This window comes from Micromonospora sp. NPDC049645 (assembly GCF_040675155.1).
GTDB lineage: Bacteria > Actinomycetota > Actinomycetes > Mycobacteriales > Micromonosporaceae > Micromonospora.
This window is the reverse complement of sequence record NZ_JBFAOI010000024.1, coordinates 14,399-33,527: the sequence shown is the minus strand read 5'-3', so window position 1 is coordinate 33,527 and position 19,129 is coordinate 14,399. Positions and strand designations below refer to the sequence as shown.

General features: G+C 73.6%; 17 protein-coding genes. 4 read left to right on the top strand and 13 right to left on the bottom strand.

Annotated elements, in window-relative coordinates:
* Nucleotides 1-3: 3 nt before the first annotated feature.
* The 3 genes from AB0J33_RS29770 to AB0J33_RS29760 are packed head-to-tail and all read right to left on the bottom strand — an operon-like array spanning nucleotide 4 to nucleotide 2,853.
* Nucleotides 4-834 (bottom strand): SDR family NAD(P)-dependent oxidoreductase, encoded by an 831-nt coding sequence (locus AB0J33_RS29770; RefSeq protein WP_363618213.1) that lies wholly within the window; start codon nucleotides 832-834, stop codon nucleotides 4-6.
* Nucleotides 831-2,153, bottom strand: a complete 1,323-nt coding sequence (locus tag AB0J33_RS29765) for an NAD(P)-binding domain-containing protein (RefSeq protein ID WP_363618211.1) — start codon at nucleotides 2,151-2,153, stop codon at nucleotides 831-833. Before AB0J33_RS29765 ends, AB0J33_RS29770 begins: the two co-directional genes overlap by 4 nt.
* A 55-nt stretch (nucleotides 2,154-2,208) precedes the next feature.
* Nucleotides 2,209-2,853: a TetR/AcrR family transcriptional regulator gene (locus AB0J33_RS29760; RefSeq protein ID WP_363618237.1), complete on the bottom strand. Its 645-nt coding sequence runs from the start codon at nucleotides 2,851-2,853 to the stop codon at nucleotides 2,209-2,211.
* 63 nt (nucleotides 2,854-2,916) lie between these two features.
* On the opposite strand from AB0J33_RS29760, the gene AB0J33_RS29755 reads away from it, so the two are divergent.
* The 3 genes from AB0J33_RS29755 to AB0J33_RS29745 all read left to right on the top strand — a co-directional run bounded on the left by AB0J33_RS29755 (nucleotide 2,917) and on the right by AB0J33_RS29745 (nucleotide 6,026).
* Nucleotides 2,917-4,272, top strand: a complete 1,356-nt coding sequence (locus AB0J33_RS29755; protein WP_363618209.1) for an MFS transporter — start codon at nucleotides 2,917-2,919, stop codon at nucleotides 4,270-4,272.
* 26 nt (nucleotides 4,273-4,298) lie between these two features.
* Nucleotides 4,299-5,453, top strand: coding sequence for a hypothetical protein (locus AB0J33_RS29750; protein ID WP_363618207.1), 1,155 nt, complete (start codon nucleotides 4,299-4,301; stop codon nucleotides 5,451-5,453).
* A gap of 231 nt (nucleotides 5,454-5,684) precedes the next feature.
* Nucleotides 5,685-6,026, top strand: a complete 342-nt coding sequence (locus AB0J33_RS29745; RefSeq protein WP_030327608.1) for an RNA polymerase-binding protein RbpA — start codon at nucleotides 5,685-5,687, stop codon at nucleotides 6,024-6,026.
* A 79-nt stretch (nucleotides 6,027-6,105) separates the two neighbouring features.
* On the opposite strand, the gene AB0J33_RS29740 is transcribed toward AB0J33_RS29745, so the two are convergent.
* From AB0J33_RS29740 to AB0J33_RS29700, 9 genes are all read right to left on the bottom strand, one after another.
* On the bottom strand, nucleotides 6,106-6,621 hold the full coding sequence (locus AB0J33_RS29740; protein ID WP_363618205.1) for an FxsA family protein: 516 nt from the start codon (nucleotides 6,619-6,621) through the stop codon (nucleotides 6,106-6,108).
* Nucleotides 6,622-6,689: 68 nt separating this feature from the next.
* Entirely contained in the window at nucleotides 6,690-7,499 is an 810-nt protein-coding gene (locus AB0J33_RS29735) for a polyprenol monophosphomannose synthase (RefSeq protein WP_363618203.1), read from the bottom strand.
* A gap of 34 nt (nucleotides 7,500-7,533) precedes the next feature.
* Complete coding sequence (gene lnt, locus AB0J33_RS29730) at nucleotides 7,534-9,201, bottom strand: apolipoprotein N-acyltransferase (protein ID WP_363618235.1); 1,668 nt, start codon at nucleotides 9,199-9,201, stop codon at nucleotides 7,534-7,536.
* Nucleotides 9,202-9,689: 488 nt separating this feature from the next.
* Nucleotides 9,690-11,027 (bottom strand): glutamate mutase L, encoded by a 1,338-nt coding sequence (locus AB0J33_RS29725; protein ID WP_363618201.1) that lies wholly within the window; start codon nucleotides 11,025-11,027, stop codon nucleotides 9,690-9,692.
* Between the two features lie 40 nt (nucleotides 11,028-11,067).
* Nucleotides 11,068-11,475, bottom strand: a complete 408-nt coding sequence (locus AB0J33_RS29720; protein WP_363618199.1) for a hotdog domain-containing protein — start codon at nucleotides 11,473-11,475, stop codon at nucleotides 11,068-11,070.
* The gene (locus AB0J33_RS29715; RefSeq protein ID WP_363618197.1) at nucleotides 11,472-12,233 is read right to left on the bottom strand and encodes an OAM dimerization domain-containing protein; all 762 of its coding nucleotides are present in this window, start codon (nucleotides 12,231-12,233) and stop codon (nucleotides 11,472-11,474) included. The genes AB0J33_RS29720 and AB0J33_RS29715 overlap by 4 nt, the downstream gene beginning before the upstream one ends.
* Nucleotides 12,230-13,789, bottom strand: a complete 1,560-nt coding sequence (locus AB0J33_RS29710) for a lysine 5,6-aminomutase subunit alpha (RefSeq protein WP_363618195.1) — start codon at nucleotides 13,787-13,789, stop codon at nucleotides 12,230-12,232. Before AB0J33_RS29710 ends, AB0J33_RS29715 begins: the two co-directional genes overlap by 4 nt.
* Entirely contained in the window at nucleotides 13,786-15,351 is a 1,566-nt protein-coding gene (locus tag AB0J33_RS29705) for an amidohydrolase (RefSeq protein WP_363618193.1), read from the bottom strand. Before AB0J33_RS29705 ends, AB0J33_RS29710 begins: the two co-directional genes overlap by 4 nt.
* A gap of 4 nt (nucleotides 15,352-15,355) precedes the next feature.
* The gene (locus AB0J33_RS29700) at nucleotides 15,356-16,405 is read right to left on the bottom strand and encodes a zinc-binding alcohol dehydrogenase (RefSeq protein ID WP_363618233.1); all 1,050 of its coding nucleotides are present in this window, start codon (nucleotides 16,403-16,405) and stop codon (nucleotides 15,356-15,358) included.
* Nucleotides 16,406-16,558: 153 nt separating this feature from the next.
* Here AB0J33_RS29700 and AB0J33_RS29695 point away from each other — a divergent pair, with 153 nt between their 5' ends.
* Nucleotides 16,559-17,950: a lysine 2,3-aminomutase gene (locus AB0J33_RS29695; RefSeq protein WP_363618191.1), complete on the top strand. Its 1,392-nt coding sequence runs from the start codon at nucleotides 16,559-16,561 to the stop codon at nucleotides 17,948-17,950.
* A 78-nt stretch (nucleotides 17,951-18,028) separates the two neighbouring features.
* On the opposite strand, the gene AB0J33_RS29690 is transcribed toward AB0J33_RS29695, so the two are convergent.
* Nucleotides 18,029-18,976 (bottom strand): polysaccharide deacetylase family protein, encoded by a 948-nt coding sequence (locus AB0J33_RS29690; protein ID WP_363618189.1) that lies wholly within the window; start codon nucleotides 18,974-18,976, stop codon nucleotides 18,029-18,031.
* Nucleotides 18,977-19,129 lie beyond the last annotated feature (153 nt).

Below are 19,129 nucleotides of genomic sequence, written 5' to 3'. Positions count from 1 at the left end.
CGGTCACCGCCCCCGGTGGCGGGCGACCATCCCGGCGGCCAGCGGCGCGGCGTCCAGGTCACCGGCGGCGAGCCGGGCGGTGAGGGTACGGCGGACCAGCCGGTCGGCCAGCGCGGGCGCGTGCCGGCCGACGGCCATCTCCAGCCGGCCACGGGTGGTGGTCGCCACGTCGCGTGGCGCCCGCCGGGCGGTGGCGGTCCGCAGGATCGCCGCGACCACCCCTTCGACGGGTTCGGGGCGTGACACCCCCCGCAGGGACAGCCCGGCCTCGGTGGTGCTGTCGTGAATCGGTGAGGCGACCATGCTCGGGTAGACGACGCTCACTCCGACGTGTGTGCCGACCTCGTGGCGCAGCGCGTCGGCGTACGCGACCAGGGCCCGTTTGCTCACCCCGTACGCGGCGGCGAGCGGCAGCGGCAGCACCGCCATCCGACTGGCCACGAAGATCACCCGTCCGTGGGCGGTGAGCAGCGGGGGCAGCGCCGCGGCCGTGGTCCGCCAGGCGGCGAGCAGGTTGACCTCCAGTTGCCGGTGGACCACCTCGCCGGGCGGCAACTCGGCCGGGGCGGGACCGCCGACGCCGGCGTTGTTGATCAGCAGGTCGAGCCCGCCGAGCCGGTCGACGGCGGCCCGCACCGCCGCCGGCACGGCGTCCGGGTCGGTCAGGTCGCAGCCGAGCACCGGCGGGTCGCCGTCGGGACGGGCGTGCAGGTCGAGCCCCACCACCCGGGCGCCGGCGGCGCCCAGCGCGACGCCGAGGTGACGGCCGAAGGTGCCGCTCGCCCCGGTCACCAACACCCGACGACCGGCCAGCGATCGAGCGCTCACGCTCACGCCCGCACCGCCGGGCGGGCGCGGCGGGTCCCGGAGGCCAACTCCCGGCCCAACTCGGCCAGGTAGACGTCGAAGTCCACCCGCATCGCCGGGCGGCGGTGACCCCACCGGGCGGTCGCGGCCCGCAGCTCGGCCCGGCACACGGCGCGCTGCCGATCCGGGTCCGGCAGCGCGTACCGGCCGGCGAGGTGCGCCGCGATCAGCTTGGCCTGCGCCTCGACCAGGGGGAACGCGGACCCGGTGGACTGCATCAGCCCGACGAAGCTCAGGCCCGGCGCGTCGGGGTGGAACACGTGCCGGTACAGCGGCAGGGTGTCCGCGCCCCCGGCGAGCAGCGCCGGGTCGAGGAACGGGACGTCGACCCGGTAGCCGGTGCACCAGATGATCAGATCGACGCTGTCGCTGCGGCCGTCGGTGAACTCGACCCGGTCGCCGTTCAGGGCGGCGACGCCGGGTCGGGCCTCGACGTCGCCGTGGGTCAGCCGGGACAGCAGCCCGTCGGAGAGCGTCGGATGGTCCTGGAGGAAACCGTGCGTCGGCGTGGGCAGCCCGTAGCGGGCGGGGTTGCCCACGGTGGCGTTCAGCATCGTCTGGCTGATCCGCTGGCGCAGCCGCCACGGCAGGCGGCGGGCCAGCGCCCCGTTGAGGGTGTCCGAGGGGCGACCCAGCAGGTATTTCGGCACCACCCAGACGCCCCGGCGCAGCGACAGCAGGGTGCGGGTGGCGGCGTACGACGCGTCCACGGCGATGTCCATCGCGGAGTTGCCGCCGCCGACGACCAGGACCCGCCGGCCGGCCAACTGTTCCGGGCCCCGGTAGTCGTGGCTGTGCATCTGCTCGGCGGTGCAGGTGCCGGGGTACCCGGGCTCGGGCAGTCGGGGCACCCGGTTGTGGCCGTTGGCGACGACCACCGCGTCGACGGTGACCTCGACCGGGCCGGTCGGGTCGCTGGCGGTCACCGTCCAGGTGCCACCGGCGTTCCGGCTGACCCGTTCGACGGTGTTGCGCAGCCGGATGCTGTCACCCAGCCCGAAACGCTCGGCGTAGTCGGCGAGGTACCCGGCGATGCGACGGTGGTCGGGGTAGTCCGGCCAGTCGGTGGGCATCGGGTGGTCGGCGAACTGGGTGCGACCACGGCTGGTGTTGAGGTGCAACGTGCGGTACGCGGGCGAGTCGGGCGCCCCGTACACCCAGAGGCCGCCGACCTGGTCGGCGGCCTCGAAGCCGACCGTTGGCACGTCGGCGTCGCGTAGCGCCTTGACCGCGGCGAGCCCGGCGGCGCCGGCGCCGATCACCGCCACCCGAGGTGGTCCGCCCATTGCCGCCCCCATCAATCCAACGTCCGATGGATAATTGTCGGGTTGCGGCGGCCCGTCAAGGGGTCGGCGACGACCCGTACAGCCCGTCCAGCAGACGATGCACGAACGCCCGGAACTCGCGCCGCTCCCGGGCGCCGGGCGCGCCCGCGGCCAGCGCCACCACGTGCCCGTGCGTCGCCCACACCAGACTCCGCACGGTGATGTGCGGGGTCGGCTCGGCCAGCGCGCCGGCCGCCGCCGCGGCGGTGAGCAACTCCGCGACCAGCCCGTACAGCGGGTCGGCGTAGCGCTGGTCGAGCTCGGCGTGCCGCTGTGGCTCCAGCCAGCGACGCAACCACAGCGCGGTGGTCTCCGGGCGGTCCTCGAGGAAGTCGACGAAGACGTCGACCAGCTCGTGCAGGGCGTGGTGCGCCGCGTGCGGGCCCGCGTCGAGCGCGCGGTGGGCCTGCTCGGCGGCCCTGGTCAGCACCTCCCGTTCGGCGGCGAACACCCGGGCGAAGCAGGCGTCGTAGAGGGCTGCCTTCGTGCCGGTGTGGTGCACGACCGTGGCGACGTCGACCCCGGCCGCGGCGGCGACGTCGCGCAGCCCGACGGCGTCGAAGCCCCGCTCGGCGAAGAGCGCGCTCGCCGCGGCGAGCACCACCTCGCGGGTCGGCCGGATCTCGTCGCGGCGGGGCCGACCGGGGCGGCGGCGGGGCATGGTCATGACCGTCATTCTGCCCCTAGAATCCAGCAACCGTTGGATTGCGGAGAGGATGCGGCGATGACCGGGCTGGACCGGCGGCCCGCGGCCGCCACCGACGCGACGCTGCCCCGCGGCCCCCTGGCGGGCTTCGCCGCCGGCTCGCTCGGCATGGGCGTCTGGGTGACCGTGCCCGGCCTGCTGCTGCTCTACTTCCTCACCGACGTGCTGGCCGTCGGGCCGTGGCTGGCCGGCCTCACGCTGCTGCTGCCGAAGATCGCCGACGTGCTGCTGCACCCGTGGGTGGGGCACCGCGCCGACGTCGAACAGACCCGACGCGGCGACCGGCGTCGTCTGCTGCTGCTCGGCTGCGTCCTGCCGGTCGCGTTCGCCGCTCTCTTCGCCGTGCCCGGCGGCCTGACCAGCGCGCCGGCGGCCACGTGGGTGGCGGTGTTCTTCATCGCCGGCAACCTGCTCTTCGCCGCCTACCAGGTTCCCTACCTGGCCACCCCGGCCGACCTGCGGATCGGCTACCACGAACGCACCCGGCTGATGGCGTTCCGGATGGTGGTGCTGACCCTGGGCATCCTGGTCTCCGGGCTGCTGGCCCCGCTGCTCACCGGCGGTGACGCCGCGACGCGCAGCGGCTACCAGCGCATGGGTGTGGTCCTCGCCGTCGGGATGCTGGTGGCCATGCTGGTCGGTGTGGCCGGCATCGCCCGGCTGCGCGGGTCCGCGCCGGTCACCACCGCGCCCGGGCACGGCGGGTGGCGGGCGCTGCGCACGGCGCTGCGCGACCGGCAGTTCCGGTGGCTGGTCGCCGCGTACCTGGCCATGTCCACCACCACCCACCTGGTGCTCGCCGGGGTGCCCTACTACGCCGAGTACGAGCTACGCGCGCCCGGCCTCACCACGGCGCTGGTGGCCGCCTTCGTCGCGCCCGCGCTGCTGGTCACGCCGGCCTGGCTGGTGGTGGCCCGCCGGGTCGGCAAGCAGCGGGCCCTGCTCGGCGCGCAGGGGGCGTTCGCGATCGGTTCGCTGGTGCTGGCGGTGGGCCGTCCGGCCGGCCTGCCGGTGCTGATCGGTGCGGTGGCGGTGCTCGGGGTGGCGTTCGCCGGCATGCAGTTGCTGCCGTTCTCGATGCTGCCGGACGTGATCCGCGCCGCGACCACCAGCGCCACCGGTGCCGGCACCTACACCGGGGTGTGGACGGCCACCGAGGCCACCGGCGCGGCGCTGGGCCCGTACGCGTACGCGCTGTGCCTGACCGTCGGTGGTTTCGTGGCCTCGACGGCGGGTGAGTCGCCGGTGCAGCCGGACGCGGCGCTCGCGGCGGTCCGCTACGGCTTCGGGTTGCTGCCGGCGGCGGCGATGCTCGCGGCGCTGCTGCTGCAACGCCGCTACACCCTGGACGCGACGGCCCGGGCGACGAGCTGACCGGCCGGCACTAGACTTCGCCCTCGATGGACGCCCAGCCCAGCACCACCGAGACCCGCCCGTGCGCCCACTGTGGACGGCCGGTGCCGCAGCGTGTCGGCGCGGGTCGACCGTTTCGCTACTGCCGCGACAACGACGGCGCCTGCCAGCGCGCCTCCCGCAACAGCCGGATGCGGCACCGCAACGCGCCCGGCCTGCCCGGTCAGGTGGCCCGCACCTGGGAGGCGGTGGACCGCCTCGACCAGATCGTCGAGACGCTGACCGAGTCGCTGCACGCCGAGTTGTCCCCGGTGGGGGTGCAACGCCAGCTGGCCCAGGCCCGCGCGGAGGCCGCCACCGAGATCGCCGCGGCGCAGACCGAACGCGACGAGGCCCGCGACGACGCCGAGGCCGCGGCGGCCGACGCGGCGCGCGCCCGCGAGCAGGCCCGCGCCGCGGCGGCCGAGGCCGACGACGCCCGCCAGCGCGCCGAGCTGGCGCACCGGCAGGCCACCGCCGCCGACGAGCGCGCGCAGCACGCCGAGGCCGCCCGGGACCAGGCACGCCACGACGCCAGCGCCGCGCAGGCGCTACGCGCCCAGGCCGAACGCGACCGCGACCAGGCCCGCGCCGAGGCGCGGGACCTACGCGCCGACCGCGACGCCGAGCGGCAACGGGTGGCCGACCTGAGCGTGGAACGTGACGCCGTGCGCGCCGACGCCGAGCGGGCCGGGCGGGCCGCGGCCGAGGCGACCGAGCGGGCCGGGCGGTGGCAGGCCGAGGTGCAGGACGTGCGGCGTCAGATCGAGCAGGCCCGCGCCGACGCCGCGCGGACCCGCGCCGAGGCCGCCGACGCCGCCCGCGCGCGGGAGCAGGCCGACCGGGCCCGCGACCGCGCCGAGCTCGCCGCCCGGCAGGCCGACGAGGCCCGGCAGGAGGCCGCGGAGGTGGCCGCGCGGCTACGCGCGGAGCTGGCCGCCACCGCCGCCCACCGCGACACCCTCAGCGCCGAGCTGACCGCGGCCCGGCAGGCCGCGGCGACCGCCGAGGGTCAACTCGGCGCCCTGACGGTACGACTCGACGCCGCCGAGACCGACCGGGACCTGGCCCAGCGGCGGGTGGCGCAGCTCGGCGACCAGGTCAGCGACCTGGCCTTGGCGCTGGCCCGCCTCGGCGCCGCCGCTCCCGGCGACGCCGGCTGAGGGTCGCGGCGCAACCTTCGCTACGCTCGGGCGGTTAACCTCCCCGGTGGCAGCGGACACACACCGTCGCCGCGACCCGCCCGGGGATCACCTCACCGGGTGACCGTCCCGGCCGGCTACCCTTGGTCCCGGCCCACCCGTGGACGCCTCACGCCCTCGGGCGGGAATGGCTCGACGGGGACGCACCGTTACACCCAGAAGACCAGCACCACGAACGAGGGGAAGTCGATCATGGGCGAGCGTATGCTGCGCGGAAGCCGCCTTGGCGCGGTGAGCTACGAATCCGACCGCAACACGGAGCTCGCGCCGCGTCAGACCCGCGAGTACCTCTGCGCCAAGGGCCACCAGTTCGAGGTGCCGTTCGCCGTCGACGCCGAGGTCCCGACGACCTGGGAATGCAAGTTCGACGGCAGCGTCGCCCGACTCGTCGACGGCAGCGAGCCGGAGCAGAAGAAGGCCAAGCCGCCGCGTACCCACTGGGACATGCTCCTGGAGCGGCGCTCGATCGCCGAGCTGGAGGACATCCTGGAGGAGCGCCTGCAGGAGGTTCGGACCCGCCGCGGCCGCGCCTGAGCCGCACCACGCACCACGACGACGCCCCCGGGGTTTCCCCCGGGGGCGTCGTCGTGTCCGTCTCAGGGCGAGCCTGGTCTCAGGGCCGCGGCTCGACGATCTCACCCTCGATGGCCCGACCGCCGTCGACCACCACCGGCTGTTCCGGCTGCGGGGTCGGTTGCGGCGCACCCTGGCGCACCCGCACCGTCCGGGGCCCGAACAGGTCACCGGCGACCATCGACGACACCCGCCGCTCGGTGGCGCGGCGCACCCCGGCGCGGGCCAGTCGACGCACCGGCGGCACCAGCACCAGCAGACCCACCAACCCGCTGACCAGACCGGGGACCGCCAGCAACAGCGCGCCGGCCAACCCGACCAACCCGTCGGTCACCTGCCCACCCGGTGGCTGCCCGGCCGCCGCGGCGGCGCGGAAACCACGCCAGGCGCGCATCCCCTCACGGCGCAGCAGCACCAACCCCAGCAGGGACGCGGCGAACACCAGCAACACCGCCGCCCCGAAACCCAGCGCCCGTCCCACACCGACGAACACCGCCAGCTCCAGCACCACCGCCAGCAACAGGGCCAACGGTACGAACCTCAGTCCTCGGCGCATCTCACCTCATCGCCATCCCCGCGGACACCACGGACGTGTCCCGCTCATCCAGCATGACACGGCCGCGCTCACGGCCACCGGGCCTGACCGGTAGCGGTGCCGTGCAGCCCTCGGCGTACCGCCTGACGCCGGTCGCGCACACCCCAGGCGGTGATCCGCCACAGCGCCTCGGCCACGATCTTCGGGCTCATCTTGCTGTCGCCGCGTTCCCGTTCGGCGAAGGTGATCGGCACCTCCACGATCCGCACCCCGGCCCGGTGCGCCAGCCGGGACAGCTCCACCTGGAACGAGTACCCCTGCGAGGTGACCGACTCCAGGTCGATGGCGTCCAACGCGCTGATCCGGTACACCCGGTAACCGCCGGTGGCGTCCGAGACGGGCATGCCCAACGCGAGCCGCGCGTACAGGTTCCCGCCGCGCGACAGCAACAACCGCCGCAGCGGCCAGTTGAGCACCCGGGCGCCGCTGGTCCACCGCGAGCCGATCACCACGTCGGCGTCGCGGGCGGCGTCCAGCAACGCCGGCAGGTCCTCCGGGGCGTGCGAGCCGTCCGCGTCCATCTCCACCACCGCCTGGTAGCCGCGCTCGCGGGCCCACCCGAACCCGGCCAGGTACGCCGCGCCGAGGCCCTGCTTGCCCTGGCGGTGCAGCACCTGCACGTGCGCGTCGCCGTCGGCGAGGGCGTCGGCGATCGCCCCGGTGCCGTCGGGGCTGTTGTCGTCGGCGATGAGGACCTGCACCGCCGGGGCGGCGCGCCGGACCCGGCCCACGATCGCGGCGATGTTGTCGGCCTCGTTGTAGGTGGGGATCACCACCAGCACCCGGCCCACCCCGGGCACCTCGTCCCGGCGTCGAATCGTATCGGTCGCCTGGATCACGGTTCCTCCGCTCCCGCCGGCGTACCGGCTGTTGCTATCCGGGCATGACCCGCTGCCGCCGGCGCAGCACCGCCGCGCCGAGCAGGGCCGCCGCGGCCAGCGCGGCGAGCGCCACCTCCGGCCACCAACCGAGGCGGGTGGCGAGGGTGCGTCCGTCGTCGAGGCGCAACTGCCGCACCACGACCTCCCGGGTGTTGAACCCGGTGGCATCGCTTACCCGCCCGTCGGGTGCGACGAACCCGGACACTCCGACCGTGGAGGCCATCAACGCCGCCCGTCCGTGCTCCACCGCCCGCAGCCGCACCATGGCCAGCTGCTGGCGGGCCTCCGCCACGTTGAAGGTGGCGTTGTTGGTCTGCACCACCAGCAGCTGCGCGCCGCCGGTGACGGTGTCGCGGACCACCTCGTCGTAGGCGACCTCGAAGCAGATCACGTCACCGAGCACGGCCGGGCCGGCGCGTACCACGCCCGGGGTGCTGCCGGGCACGAAGTCGCTGCGGATCAGGTCGACCTGCTTGCTGACCATGCGGGCCACGTCGCGCAGCGGCACGTACTCGGCGAACGGCACGGGATGGCGTTTCGTGTACAGCTGGTCCATGTCGGCGCCGGTGCCGGGCCGCCACAGGATGCCCGCGTTGCGGACCTGCCCGGCGCCGGGGCCCAACAGCACCGCGCCGACCAGGATCGGCGCCCCGATGGTGTCGGCGGCCTGGGAGATCCGCGCCCCGGCGGTGGGGTTGCGCAGCGGGTCGATGTCGCTGGAGTTCTCCGGCCACACCACCAGGTCGGGTCGGCGCTGCTGCCCGGCCGCGACCCGCCCGGCCAACTCGATGGTGGCGTCGACGTGGTTGTTGAGCACCGCCTGCCGTTGGGCGTTGAAGTCCAGGCCCAACCGCGGCACGTTGCCCTGCACGATCGCCACGGTGACGGTGGCGCCGGACCCGGCGGTGGCCACCGGCACCAGCAGCCCCCCGCCGGTCAACGCGACCGCCACGACGGCCGGTACGGCCACCGGAGCCCACCGCCGCGCCGCCGTGGCGCCCTGCGGGCTGCCGGGGCCCGACGGGGCGCCCAGCGGGTCGGCTGGGGCGGTGTGCCGGGCGGTGACCCAGCCCCGCCAGACGGCGGTGACCAGCGACCCGCCGACGAGGGCCACCGCGAAGGTCACCAGCGGCGCGCCGCCCAGCGCGGCCAGGCGCAGCAGCGGCGAGGTGTCCTGGCTGAACGCCAACCGCCCCCACGGGAACCCACCGAACGGGGTGCGGTCACGCAACGCCTCCTGCCCGACCCACAGCAGGCCGGTCAGCGCCGGCCACGCCCACCGGCTCCGGTCGGCCAGCGGCGACACCCAGGCGGTGGCCGCGCCCAGCAGCGCCAGGTAACCGGCCTGCAGCAGCGACAGCAGCACCCACGGCAGGTAACCGGTGTGCAGGTTCGTCCAGGCCAGCAGCGGGGCGAAGAACGCCACCCCGGTGAGGAAGCCCAGGCCGGCGCCGGCGCGTAACCGCCGCCGGTGCGCGGCGGCGGCCAGCAACGCCACCCCGACGGGCGCGAGCGGCCACACCCCGTACGGGGGGAACGCCACCAGCAGGGCCAGCCCGGCGGCCACAGCCAGCGGCACGGCAACCCTCAGCGGCAACGGCCGACCGGGAACGACCGGTCGGGGCAGCACCGCCGGGGTGTGCGTCTCGTCCCGGTCCAGGGTCGTCACCGCTTCACCTCGATCACGGGGCGAAGGTTACCTGGCTGGCGGGCACACCGGCCGCGTCGGGCTGTCGGACACGAACCGCCCGGGGGCAATGAAATCGGGGCGCGGCTGACGCCGCGCCCCGATGCTCCCAGGCCCTTCCCGGCCGGTGTGGCGAGGATGGGGCACGACGACCTTCGGACCGACCGGACGCGGACTGGCTGCCCCCGCCGGGCCGTTGTCTACTGGCCGTGCACCTCACCCTGCCCGTACACCGGTAACCGCGGCCGGTTCGCGCCGCCCCGCCGACCCCCGCCCGCTGGACCTGGCCGCCGCGACGATGACGCTGAAACATGTCGCTCGGCCAGCGGACGAAGGGACGAAGCGAACAACAGCCGCTTCCCGTGGTAGGACTCAAAGACGGTACGTGCCGACCCCCGTCGGTTGTCAACCCGCAGCCGGCCTGTCGTGTGTTGCGCCACGGCGTGTCGGGTCGGCGAGTCTCAATGCGTACGCAGATGGTGACGCAGCAGCGCCTGCGCGGCCGCCCGGTGCTCCTCGGCGAGCAACCCTCCGGCGGCCAGCACGTAGTCGGCGTCGACCACCGCGGCGGCGGCACGCGGCAGCGCCCACCCGCCGGCGTGGTCGGCCAGCACCGCCGCCAAAACCTGCCCGGAGGTGCCCGCCGACGCGTGCCGCAGCACCCCACCGGAACCCACCAACAGCCGCACGTCGCGCAGGTCCCGCCCGGCCCGCTCCCCGGTGGCGGCACCCCGGGCGTGCCGGCGCAACGCGACGGTCGCGGCGAGAGTGGCGATACGCCGGTCCGCGGCCCGCTCGGCGTCGTCCACGGCCAGGAACGCCGGGTCCTCGGCCCGACGCGCCGCCGCGGCCGCCAGGTGCGCGGACTCGTCGGCGGTGAGCAGCCGCTCCTCGGCGGCGGCGCGGACGACCCCGGGGGCGCTCCACCGCATGCCCAGGTCACCCTCCACGGTGCGGGCCCGCCACAGGCTGCCGGCCACCTCCCGGCCCGGCCCGGTGGCCCGCTCGTCCGGGGTGAGGACCGAGTACACGTCCGTGGTGGCCCCACCCACGTCGACCACGGCCAGGTCACCGCCGATGGTGTCGGCGAGCACCTCCACACCGGTGAGCACCGCGTCGGGAGTGGCCGCCCGCACCAGCCGCGCGAACCGGGCACCCCGGGACAGCCGTTTACCGCCGATGACGTGACGCAGGAACACCGCGCGGATCGCCGCCCGCGCCGACGCCGGCGCGAGCACCCCGATGCGCGGCAGAACGTTGTCCGCGTCGGTGACCGGCACCCCGGCGTCGCGCAGCAGCCCGGTCAGCGCCTCGCGCACGTCGGCGTTGCCCGCGTACACCACCGGGGTGCGCCACCGCGCGCGGGCCAGCCGGGTGGCGTTGTGGGTGATGGTGTCGGCGTCGCCGCCGTCGGTGCCACCGACGAGCAGCACCACGTCGCATCGGGCCGCCCGCAACGCGGTCAGGTCCGCCGCGCCGAGCCGACCGGCCGCGACGTGCACCACGTGCGCGCCGGCGGACAACCCGACCCGCCGGCCGGCCTGGGCGGTGACCAGCGGCTCGTAGCCGATCACCGCCAGCCGTAACCCACCGCCGGCCGACGAGCACACGTACCACGGCACGTCACGCACCTTCAGCCCGGCGGTGGCCGCCGCGACCGCGGCGTCCAGGCCGTGCAGCACGTCGGTGCCGACCGTGGTGGGCGCCGCCGCCGCGTTGGCGAGGACACCGGCGGCGAGGTCCACCACCGCCACCTTCGTGTACGTGGAACCGACGTCCGCGCAGACCGCCAGGGTCACCGGTCCTCCCTGTTCGCGACCGCGGGCTCGCAACCCCGGCTCACTCCTCGCGGCTCAGTGGGGCGGCGGGGACGACCACGGTGCCGGTCGCGGTGACCGCCACGATCGGCGGGTCGAGGACCTCCGCGGCGGACGCGGAGCGGTCCGGGCGGCCCCGGCACACCACCGCGCAACTCAACTCCAGGGTGCGGCTGCGGGTGCCCACCCGCGACACCCGCGCGGTCACCTCGACCACGTCCCCGGCATGGATGGGCGCGTGGAACCGCACGTCGGAGTACCCGGCGAACAGGCCCTCGTCGCCGTCGGTGCGGATGCACACCTCGGTGGCGACGTCGCCGAACAACCCGAGGGCGTACGCCCCGTCGACCAGGTTGCCGGCGTAGTGGGCGTGCGAGTACGGCACATACCGCCGGTGCGTCACCGTCAACCCGAGCCGCGCGTCGGTCATGCCATCGCCTTCCGCTGTGTGATCAGGGCGTGCACCAGATAGCTGGCCACCTCGCCGGGCGTGGTGCCCCGACCGAAGATCCGGTCGACGCCCAACTCGTCGGTCATCGTCTCGTCGAACCGGGGGCCACCGACGATCAGCAGCGGCCGTTTGCCTGCCGGCATCGCCTCCCGGAACGCCGCCGACATCTCCCGGGTGTTGTGCAGGTGCGCGTCGCGTTGGGTGACCACCTGCGACACCAGCACCGCGTCGGCCTTCTCCACCCGGGCGGTCTCCACCAACTCCGGCACACTGACCTGCGCGCCCATGTTGGTGACCTTCAACTCCCGGTAGTACTCCAGGCCCTTCTCCCCCGCGATGCCCTTGACGTTGAGGATCGCGTCGATGCCCACGGTGTGCGCGTCGGTGCCGATGCACGCCCCCACCACGGACAGCTTGCGCCGCAACCGCTGCCTGATCACCGTGTTGACGTCCTTCGCCGACAGCAGCGCGAAGTCGCGTTCCACGACCTGCACCGCGTCGACGTCGACCAGATGGTTCACCCGCCCGTAGACCACGAAGAACGTGAACCCGTCACCCATCGGCTTGGCGTGCACCACCATCGCCGGGTCGATGCCCATCTTGTTGGCCAACTGCACCGCCGCGCCCTCGGCGCGCTTGTCATGGGCCACCGGCAGGGTGAACGACACCTGCACCATCCCGTCACCGGTGGTGTCCCCGTACGGCCGCACGATCTGCCTGCCGGTCTGCGCGCTCACGCCGCGGCCTCCAGGATGTCGGTGGCCGGATTGCAGTAGTCGGCCTCGTGCGCGGCGACCCCGTCGAGGCCCTTACCCCGGTCCGCGGGCCGCTTCATGATCCCGAAGGTGCCCTCGGCGATCGCCGACAGCAGCGTCTGCTCCCCGATGCGCTCCAACAGATCGAGGGCCTCACCGAGGACCTGGTTCGCGCGGCGGCGGATGAACCCGCCCGGCGCGGGCACGAAGTCCTCGTGCAGCCCACCGGCCGCGCCCAGCACGTACCGCACGTTCTGCAGGGCGATGTCCCGATCCGACAACCACGGCGTCACCACCGCCTCGGTCATCATCCCCACCAGCAGGATGCCCTGACCGGTCAGCGCACCGGCCAGGTTGAAGAACCCGTCGAGCAGGTTGCCCCGGAACACGTCACCGGTCATGTGCTTCGTCGGCGGCATCCACTTCAACGGCGCGTCCGGGAACAACTCCCGGGCCAACAGGGCGTGCGCCAACTCCAACCGGAACGACTCCGGCACCTCCGGGTTGATCTCGAACGCGTGCCCCAGGCCCAACTGCCAGTCCGCCAACCCCGCCTCGTGCGCGAAGAACTCGTTGAGCAACTGCGACACCGTCACCGTGTGCGCCTCGTCGACCGCGTCGGCGGTGGTCAGGTAATTGTCCTCACCGGTGTTGATGATGATCCCCGCGCGGGCGTGCACCTGCCGGGAAAACCGCTGGTCGACGAACGTGCGCACCGGGTTGATGTCGCGGAACAAAATCCCGTACATCGAGTCGTTCAACATCATGTCGAGACGTTCCAGACCGGCCAGGGTCGCCATCTCCGGCATACACAACCCGGACGCGTAGTTGGTCAACCGCACGTAGCGGCCCACCTCCTTCGACGACTCGTCCAACGCCGCCCGCATCAGCCGGAAGTTCTCCTGCGTCGCGTACGTGCCCGCGAACCCCTCCCGGGTCGCGCCCTCGGGCACGTAGTCCAACAGCGACTGCCCGGTGGAACGGATCACCGCGATCACGTCCGCACCCGCCCGAGCCGCCGCCTGCGCCTGCGGAATGTCCTCGTAGATGTCACCCGTCGCGACGATCAGGTAGATCCACGGCCGCTGCGCCGGATCCCCGTGCCGCTTGACGAGCCGCTCCCGCTCGGCCCGCCGCCGGTCGATGCGCCGGACACCCGCCCCGACCGCCTTACGCGCCGCCGACCGCGCCGCGCTCGCCGCCCGCCCGGAAGGCAGAGCGAACCGCACCGACCCGGCGGCGGCCTTCTGCGCCAGCAACGTCACATCGGTGCTGCCCTCGCGCACCAGGGCGTCGAACACCGGCACCGCCACCCCGTGACCCAACCCCACATCCGCGGCGACCGCGTCGACGAGCCGGTTCACCCACGGAATGCCGTCCGGGTCGGCGCCGGTCACCCCGGCCAACCGCAGGACCGCCCGCTCCACCGACACCGTGGTGTGGCTGCGCGCCAGGTCCACCACCGGCTGCCCGGCCCGACGCGCCAACTCCCGCGCCCGCGCCACCAGCACCGGATCAAGATCAAGCTTCCCGGTCATGACGACCCTTCCTCATAGATGACCTCACCGCGCAGCACCAGGCGCCGGCACACCGGCAGCGGCGTCGGGTCGTCCGGACCCCGCTGCTCCGGATCCTCGGCCAACAACACCGGCAGGCCCCGCTCCACCCCCGCCGGCGTCGACCACACCGCGAACGTCGCCGGCGCACCCAACGCGAGAACCCCCTCGACGTCCAGGTGCACCGCCCTCCACCCACCACGGGTGTGCGCCGCGAACGCCGAACGCACACCCATCCGCTGCGCCGGGTTGTGGTGCGCCGCCGCCGCCCGCACCGACCCCCACGGGTCCAGCGGCGTCACCGGCGAATCCGACCCGAACGCCAACGCCACCCCCACCGAATGCATCGCACCCATCGGGTTCGACTCCAACGACCGGTCCAACCCCAACCGCGCCTCGTACATCCGGCCCGCGCCACCCCACAACCGGTCGAACGCCGGCTGCATACTCGCCACCACCCCGTACTCCACGAACCGCGCGATCAACCGCTTGTTCATGACCTCCGCGTGCTCGATGCGGTGCCGGGCCGCCCGCAACCGCTCCACACCCACCGTCCGCGCCGCCGCCGCGAAACCGTCCAGGACCGTCCCGATCGCCGCGTCACCGATCGCGTGGAACCCGCCCTGCATACCGTGCGCCGCGCAGTCCAACAGGTGATCACGCACCTGCTCGACCGTCAGGTATCCGTGCCCGCAGCCGTCACCGTCGCCGTACGGCTGCGACACGTGCGCCGTCCGCGAACCCAACGCCCCATCGGCGAACAGGTCCCCACCGGCACCCACCGCACCCAACTCCCGGGCCCGCGCCGCACCACCCAACTCACCCCAGTACCCGTACACCTCCGGCACCCCCGCACCGGAGATCGCCAGCAGGCCGGTGAAGTCCTCCTCGTCGGAGATCTCCGGGCCACCACACTCGTGCACCGCCGCGATCCCCAACGACGCCGCGTGCGCCAACGCCACCCGCTGCGCCGCGACCCGCTGCGCCCGACTCACCGACCCCTGCGCCGCCGCCCGCACCACATGGTGCGCGTCGCGCCGCAACCAGCCCGACGCGTCGTACCCGGCCGCCCGCTCGGCCTGCGGACACGCCGCCAGCAACGCCGACGACACCAACGCCGAGTGGATCGACGCCTGCGACAGGTACACCCGACGGCCACCGGCCGCCCGGTCCAACGCCGCCGCGTCGGGCAACGTCGGATCCGACCAACCCGACTCGTCCCACCCGTGCCCCAGCACCACCGCGTCCGCCGGCAGACCCGCCGCGAAACCCGCCACCGCGTCGAGCAGCTGCCCCGCCGAGCGCACCCCGGACAACTCCAGCCCGGACAACGCCAACCCGGTGTCGGTGGCGTGCACGTGCGCGTCGACAAACGCGGGCGTCACCAACGCCCCACCCAGATCCACCACCCGGTCGGCCGGCGGCGCGTCACCGTCGGTCCCCAACCAGGCAATCCGCCCACCGGACACCAGCAGCGCGGTGGCGCTCGGGTCGGCGGGGCAGTGCAGCACGCCGCCGCGGTACAACGTCGAGGGGTTCGTCATAACCTCAGTCTGCCGCGACCCGCGCCGCGAACAGCTGACGCACCCCCGGCTCGGCCCGCAACAGCCCCAACGCCAACTCCGCGTGACCCGGCACGTACCCGTTGCCGACCAGCATCGTCACGTCCGCCGCCAACCCCTCCGCGCCCAACGCCGCCGCGGAGAAGCTCGTCGCCATCGAGAAGAAGATCACCGTGCCGCCGTCCGCGGTGGCCAACACCGCCCCGTGCTCACACCCCGGCACGTCCACGCACACCACCGTCACGTCCGCCGGCACCCCCAGCGCCGTGGTCACCGCCGTGGACAACCCCACCGGGTCGCGCGCGTCGGCCAACGCCACCACCGACGCCAGACCGGCGGCCGTCAGCGCGTCGCGCTCCGCCGCCACCGGCACCACCCCGACGGTACGCGCGGCGCCCGCCCGCCGCGCCGCGGCCAGGGACAGCGACCCGCTCTTACCGGCCCCGCCGATCACCGCGACCCGCACCGGCGTCGGATCTTCGGTACGCCGACGCTCCTCGACGTAACGCGACACCACCCGGGCGGTCAGCGCCGGCGCCCCGCACACGTCCAGCACGGCCAGGGACAACTGCGGGTCCTCGTCGTCGGGCAGCACCGCGGCGATGGACCGCGCGAACAGGACCGCCCACCCGTCGCAGGGCACCTGCTCGCTGCGCCCGTCCCAGCCGGCCAACCCGTCGGTGATCACCAGCGGCGTCAACGTCAACGACACCAGGGTCGCGACCCGATCCCCCACCGTGAGCCCCAGCGGGGACCGCCGACCGGCCTCCTCGACCGTGCCGATCAGCATCCCACCCGACCCGGTCACCGGGTTCTGCATCTTCCCCCGGGTCGCGATGATCTCCAGCACCTCGGCGCGGACCGCGTCACCGTTCCCGCCGTGCTTCTCCGACAACTGCCGGAAGCTCGCCGCGTCCAGGTTGAGCCGCTGCACCCGGATCCGCACCTCGTTCGGGGCGATCGCCGCCGACGTGTCCAGCCGCCAAGCCGCCTGCGGCAGCACCCCCGCCGGTTGCACGACGCGGTGCAGTCCCACCGGTGACGTCACGCCGACCTCCCCTGTCCAGCCGCCCGAAGCCCCGGTCAAGGCTCGCGTAACGGGAAAACTTACGGCAGACTAGTTTCTGTGCCGAATATTTTCCAGTAGCCTTCGGGCTTCGATGATCAGCAGCAACACCGAGGAGGGGCCGTGACCCACACCATCCCGCACCCCCGTCACGCCCCGGTCACCGCACCGACCGCCGGGCAGCCCTACGAATACCACCGCCGCCCCCTGGTCGAACCCGACTGGACCCGCTTCCCCGGCTGGCGCCACGTCACCCGCGACCAGTGGGAATCCGCCCAGTGGCAGCGCGTCAACTGCGTCAAGAACATCAAGCAGCTCCGCGCCGTCCTCGGTGACCTGATCGACGACACCTTCTACGCCGACCTCGAGGCCGACCAGAAGGCCCTGGCCACCATGTCCATGCTGGTGCCACCCCAAATGATCAACACGATGGTGCCGTTCACGACCCCCACCACCGAGGCGCTGCTCGCCGACCCCATCCGCCGCTACATGATCCCGGTCGCCTCCGACCGACGCACCGACTGGCCCTCACACCCCTACGCCAGCCGCGACAGCCTCCACGAGCACGACATGTGGGTCGCCGAAGGGCTCACCCACCGCTACCCCACCAAGGTCCTCGCCGAACTGCTCTCCACCTGCCCCCAGTACTGCGGGCACTGCACCCGGATGGACCTCGTCGGCAACTCCACCCCCGCCGTCGACAAACTCAAACTCACCCTCAAACCAGTCGACCGCTACGACGCCCACATCACCTACCTCAAGGCCCACCCCGGCGTACGCGACGTCGTCGTCTCCGGCGGCGACGTGGCCAACGTCCCCTGGCGCAACCTCGAGTCGTACCTCATGCGCCTGCTGGAACTGGAGACGGTCCGCGACATCCGGCTCGCCACCAAGGCCCTCATGGGCCTACCCCAACACTGGCTGCAACCCGACGTCGTCGAGGGCCTGGAGCGCGTCGCCCGCACCGCCGCCCGCCGCGGCGTCAACCTCGCCATCCACACCCACGTCAACCACGCCCAGTCACTCACCCCACTGGTCGCCAAGGCCGCCCAGACCGCCCTCGACGTCGGCGTCCGCGACGTCCGCAACCAGGGCGTCCTCATGCGCGGCGTCAACGCCACCACCCCGGAACTGCTCGACCTCTGCTTCGCCCTGCAGGGCGAAGCCGGGATCCTGCCGTACTACTTCTACATGTGCGACATGATCCCCAACGCCGAACACTGGCGGGTCCCGGTCTGGCACGCCCAGCAACTTCAGCACGACATCATGGGCTACCTCCCCGGCTACGCCACCCCCCGGATCGTCTGCGACGTCCCCTTCGTCGGCAAGCGCTGGGTGCACATGCTCACCGACTACGACCGCGAACGCGGCATCTCCTACTGGACGAAGAACTACCGCACCTCCATCGAATCCGCCGACCTGGAGGCGCTCAACAAGCGCTACGCCTACTACGACCCGATCGACACCCTGCCCGCCGACGGCCAGCAGTGGTGGAACGACCACCGCGACGACTGACCACACCCGCGGACGCGGAAGACCCCGGACAGTCGCTGTCCGGGGTCTTCCGCGTCCGGCGCCGTGCCGCGCGACCGCTCAGGAGACGGGCGAGGCGGCCAACACCTCGGACAACGGCGCCGGCGCCAGCCCCCGCTTCCGCAACCCGGCCAGGATGTGCGGCAACGCCTCATCGGTCATCGCGGCGTTCGCCTCGGTCACATGCATGATCACCACGGACCCGGGGCGGACGTGGTCCAGCACCGCCCGCACCAGCGGCTTCCACGCGGTCGCGAAGGGATCACCGCTGACCACGTCCCCGTCCACAACCGTCACACCCAACGGCGCCAACGCCTCCAACGTCGCCGCGTCGTGGCACAGCCCCGGAAACCGGAAGTACCGGGTCTGCCGCCCCCCGTACGGCGCGATCACCTCGAAGGTCCTCGCCACGTCCCCGGCCAACTCGTCGACCGGCAGCGCGGGCAGGTCGTAGCAGTCCCCGGTGAACGCGGCGTGCCCGTAGGTGTGGTTGGCCAACTCGAAGCGCGGATTACCGGCGATCCGCCGGGTGACGTCCGGATAGCGCTGCACCCACTTGCCGGTCAGGAAGAACGTCGCCGGCACCCGCTCCCGCTCCAGCAGGTCGAGGATGCGCAGGTTGGCGTACGACTTCACCCGACCGGACCGCAGGTTGGCCAACATCGCGTCGGTCATGTCCGCGTCGAAGGTCAACGCGACCCTGCTACCGGTCCGTGGCCCGTGGTCCACCACCGGCGCCCTGGCCCCGGTCGGCGTCGCTCCCGGCACCGAGGCAACCGCCGGTCGCGACGGGACACCGGTCGACGGTACGGCCGGGTCGACACCCGCGGACGGCGAGACGCCGACCGACGGCGCGACCGACGGCGTGGATGGGCTCGACGAGGCGGACGAGCCGACGAACACCGGCCGGTCCGGGGGCGGCACCCGGGACGCCGCACACCCGGCACCGCCGAGGATGGCCGCCACCACCAGTACGCCACGAAACGCGCGGAGCCGAGCTCGGATCACGCCGCAGATCATCGCAGACGCGAAAGTGTCTCACTGCCCCCGCGTGCCGTCGTGAGGGCTCACCGGGCGCGGGTCCCGGGTCCGCCGAGCGGCGCCGCTCCGGAGCGGCATAAGTATGACTCTGAGGTATGTCGCCTTCCAGGAGCATGCCGC

Excerpts from the sequence above, each read along its gene's own strand:
- AB0J33_RS29710 (WP_363618195.1), bottom strand. The coding sequence starts at position 13,789 with ATGACCGGGAAGCTTGATCTTGATCCGGTGCTGGTGGCGCGGGCGCGG.
- AB0J33_RS29720 (WP_363618199.1), bottom strand. The coding sequence starts at position 11,475 with ATGACCGACGCGCGGCTCGGGTTGACGGTGACGCACCGGCGGTATGTG.
- AB0J33_RS29745 (WP_030327608.1), top strand. The coding sequence starts at position 5,685 with ATGGGCGAGCGTATGCTGCGCGGAAGCCGCCTTGGCGCGGTGAGCTAC.
- AB0J33_RS29740 (WP_363618205.1), bottom strand. The coding sequence starts at position 6,621 with ATGCGCCGAGGACTGAGGTTCGTACCGTTGGCCCTGTTGCTGGCGGTG.
- AB0J33_RS29765 (WP_363618211.1), bottom strand. The coding sequence starts at position 2,153 with ATGGGCGGACCACCTCGGGTGGCGGTGATCGGCGCCGGCGCCGCCGGG.
- AB0J33_RS29755 (WP_363618209.1), top strand. The coding sequence starts at position 2,917 with ATGACCGGGCTGGACCGGCGGCCCGCGGCCGCCACCGACGCGACGCTG.
- AB0J33_RS29760 (WP_363618237.1), bottom strand. The coding sequence starts at position 2,853 with ATGCCCCGCCGCCGCCCCGGTCGGCCCCGCCGCGACGAGATCCGGCCG.
- AB0J33_RS29750 (WP_363618207.1), top strand. The coding sequence starts at position 4,299 with ATGGACGCCCAGCCCAGCACCACCGAGACCCGCCCGTGCGCCCACTGT.
- AB0J33_RS29705 (WP_363618193.1), bottom strand. The coding sequence starts at position 15,351 with ATGACGAACCCCTCGACGTTGTACCGCGGCGGCGTGCTGCACTGCCCC.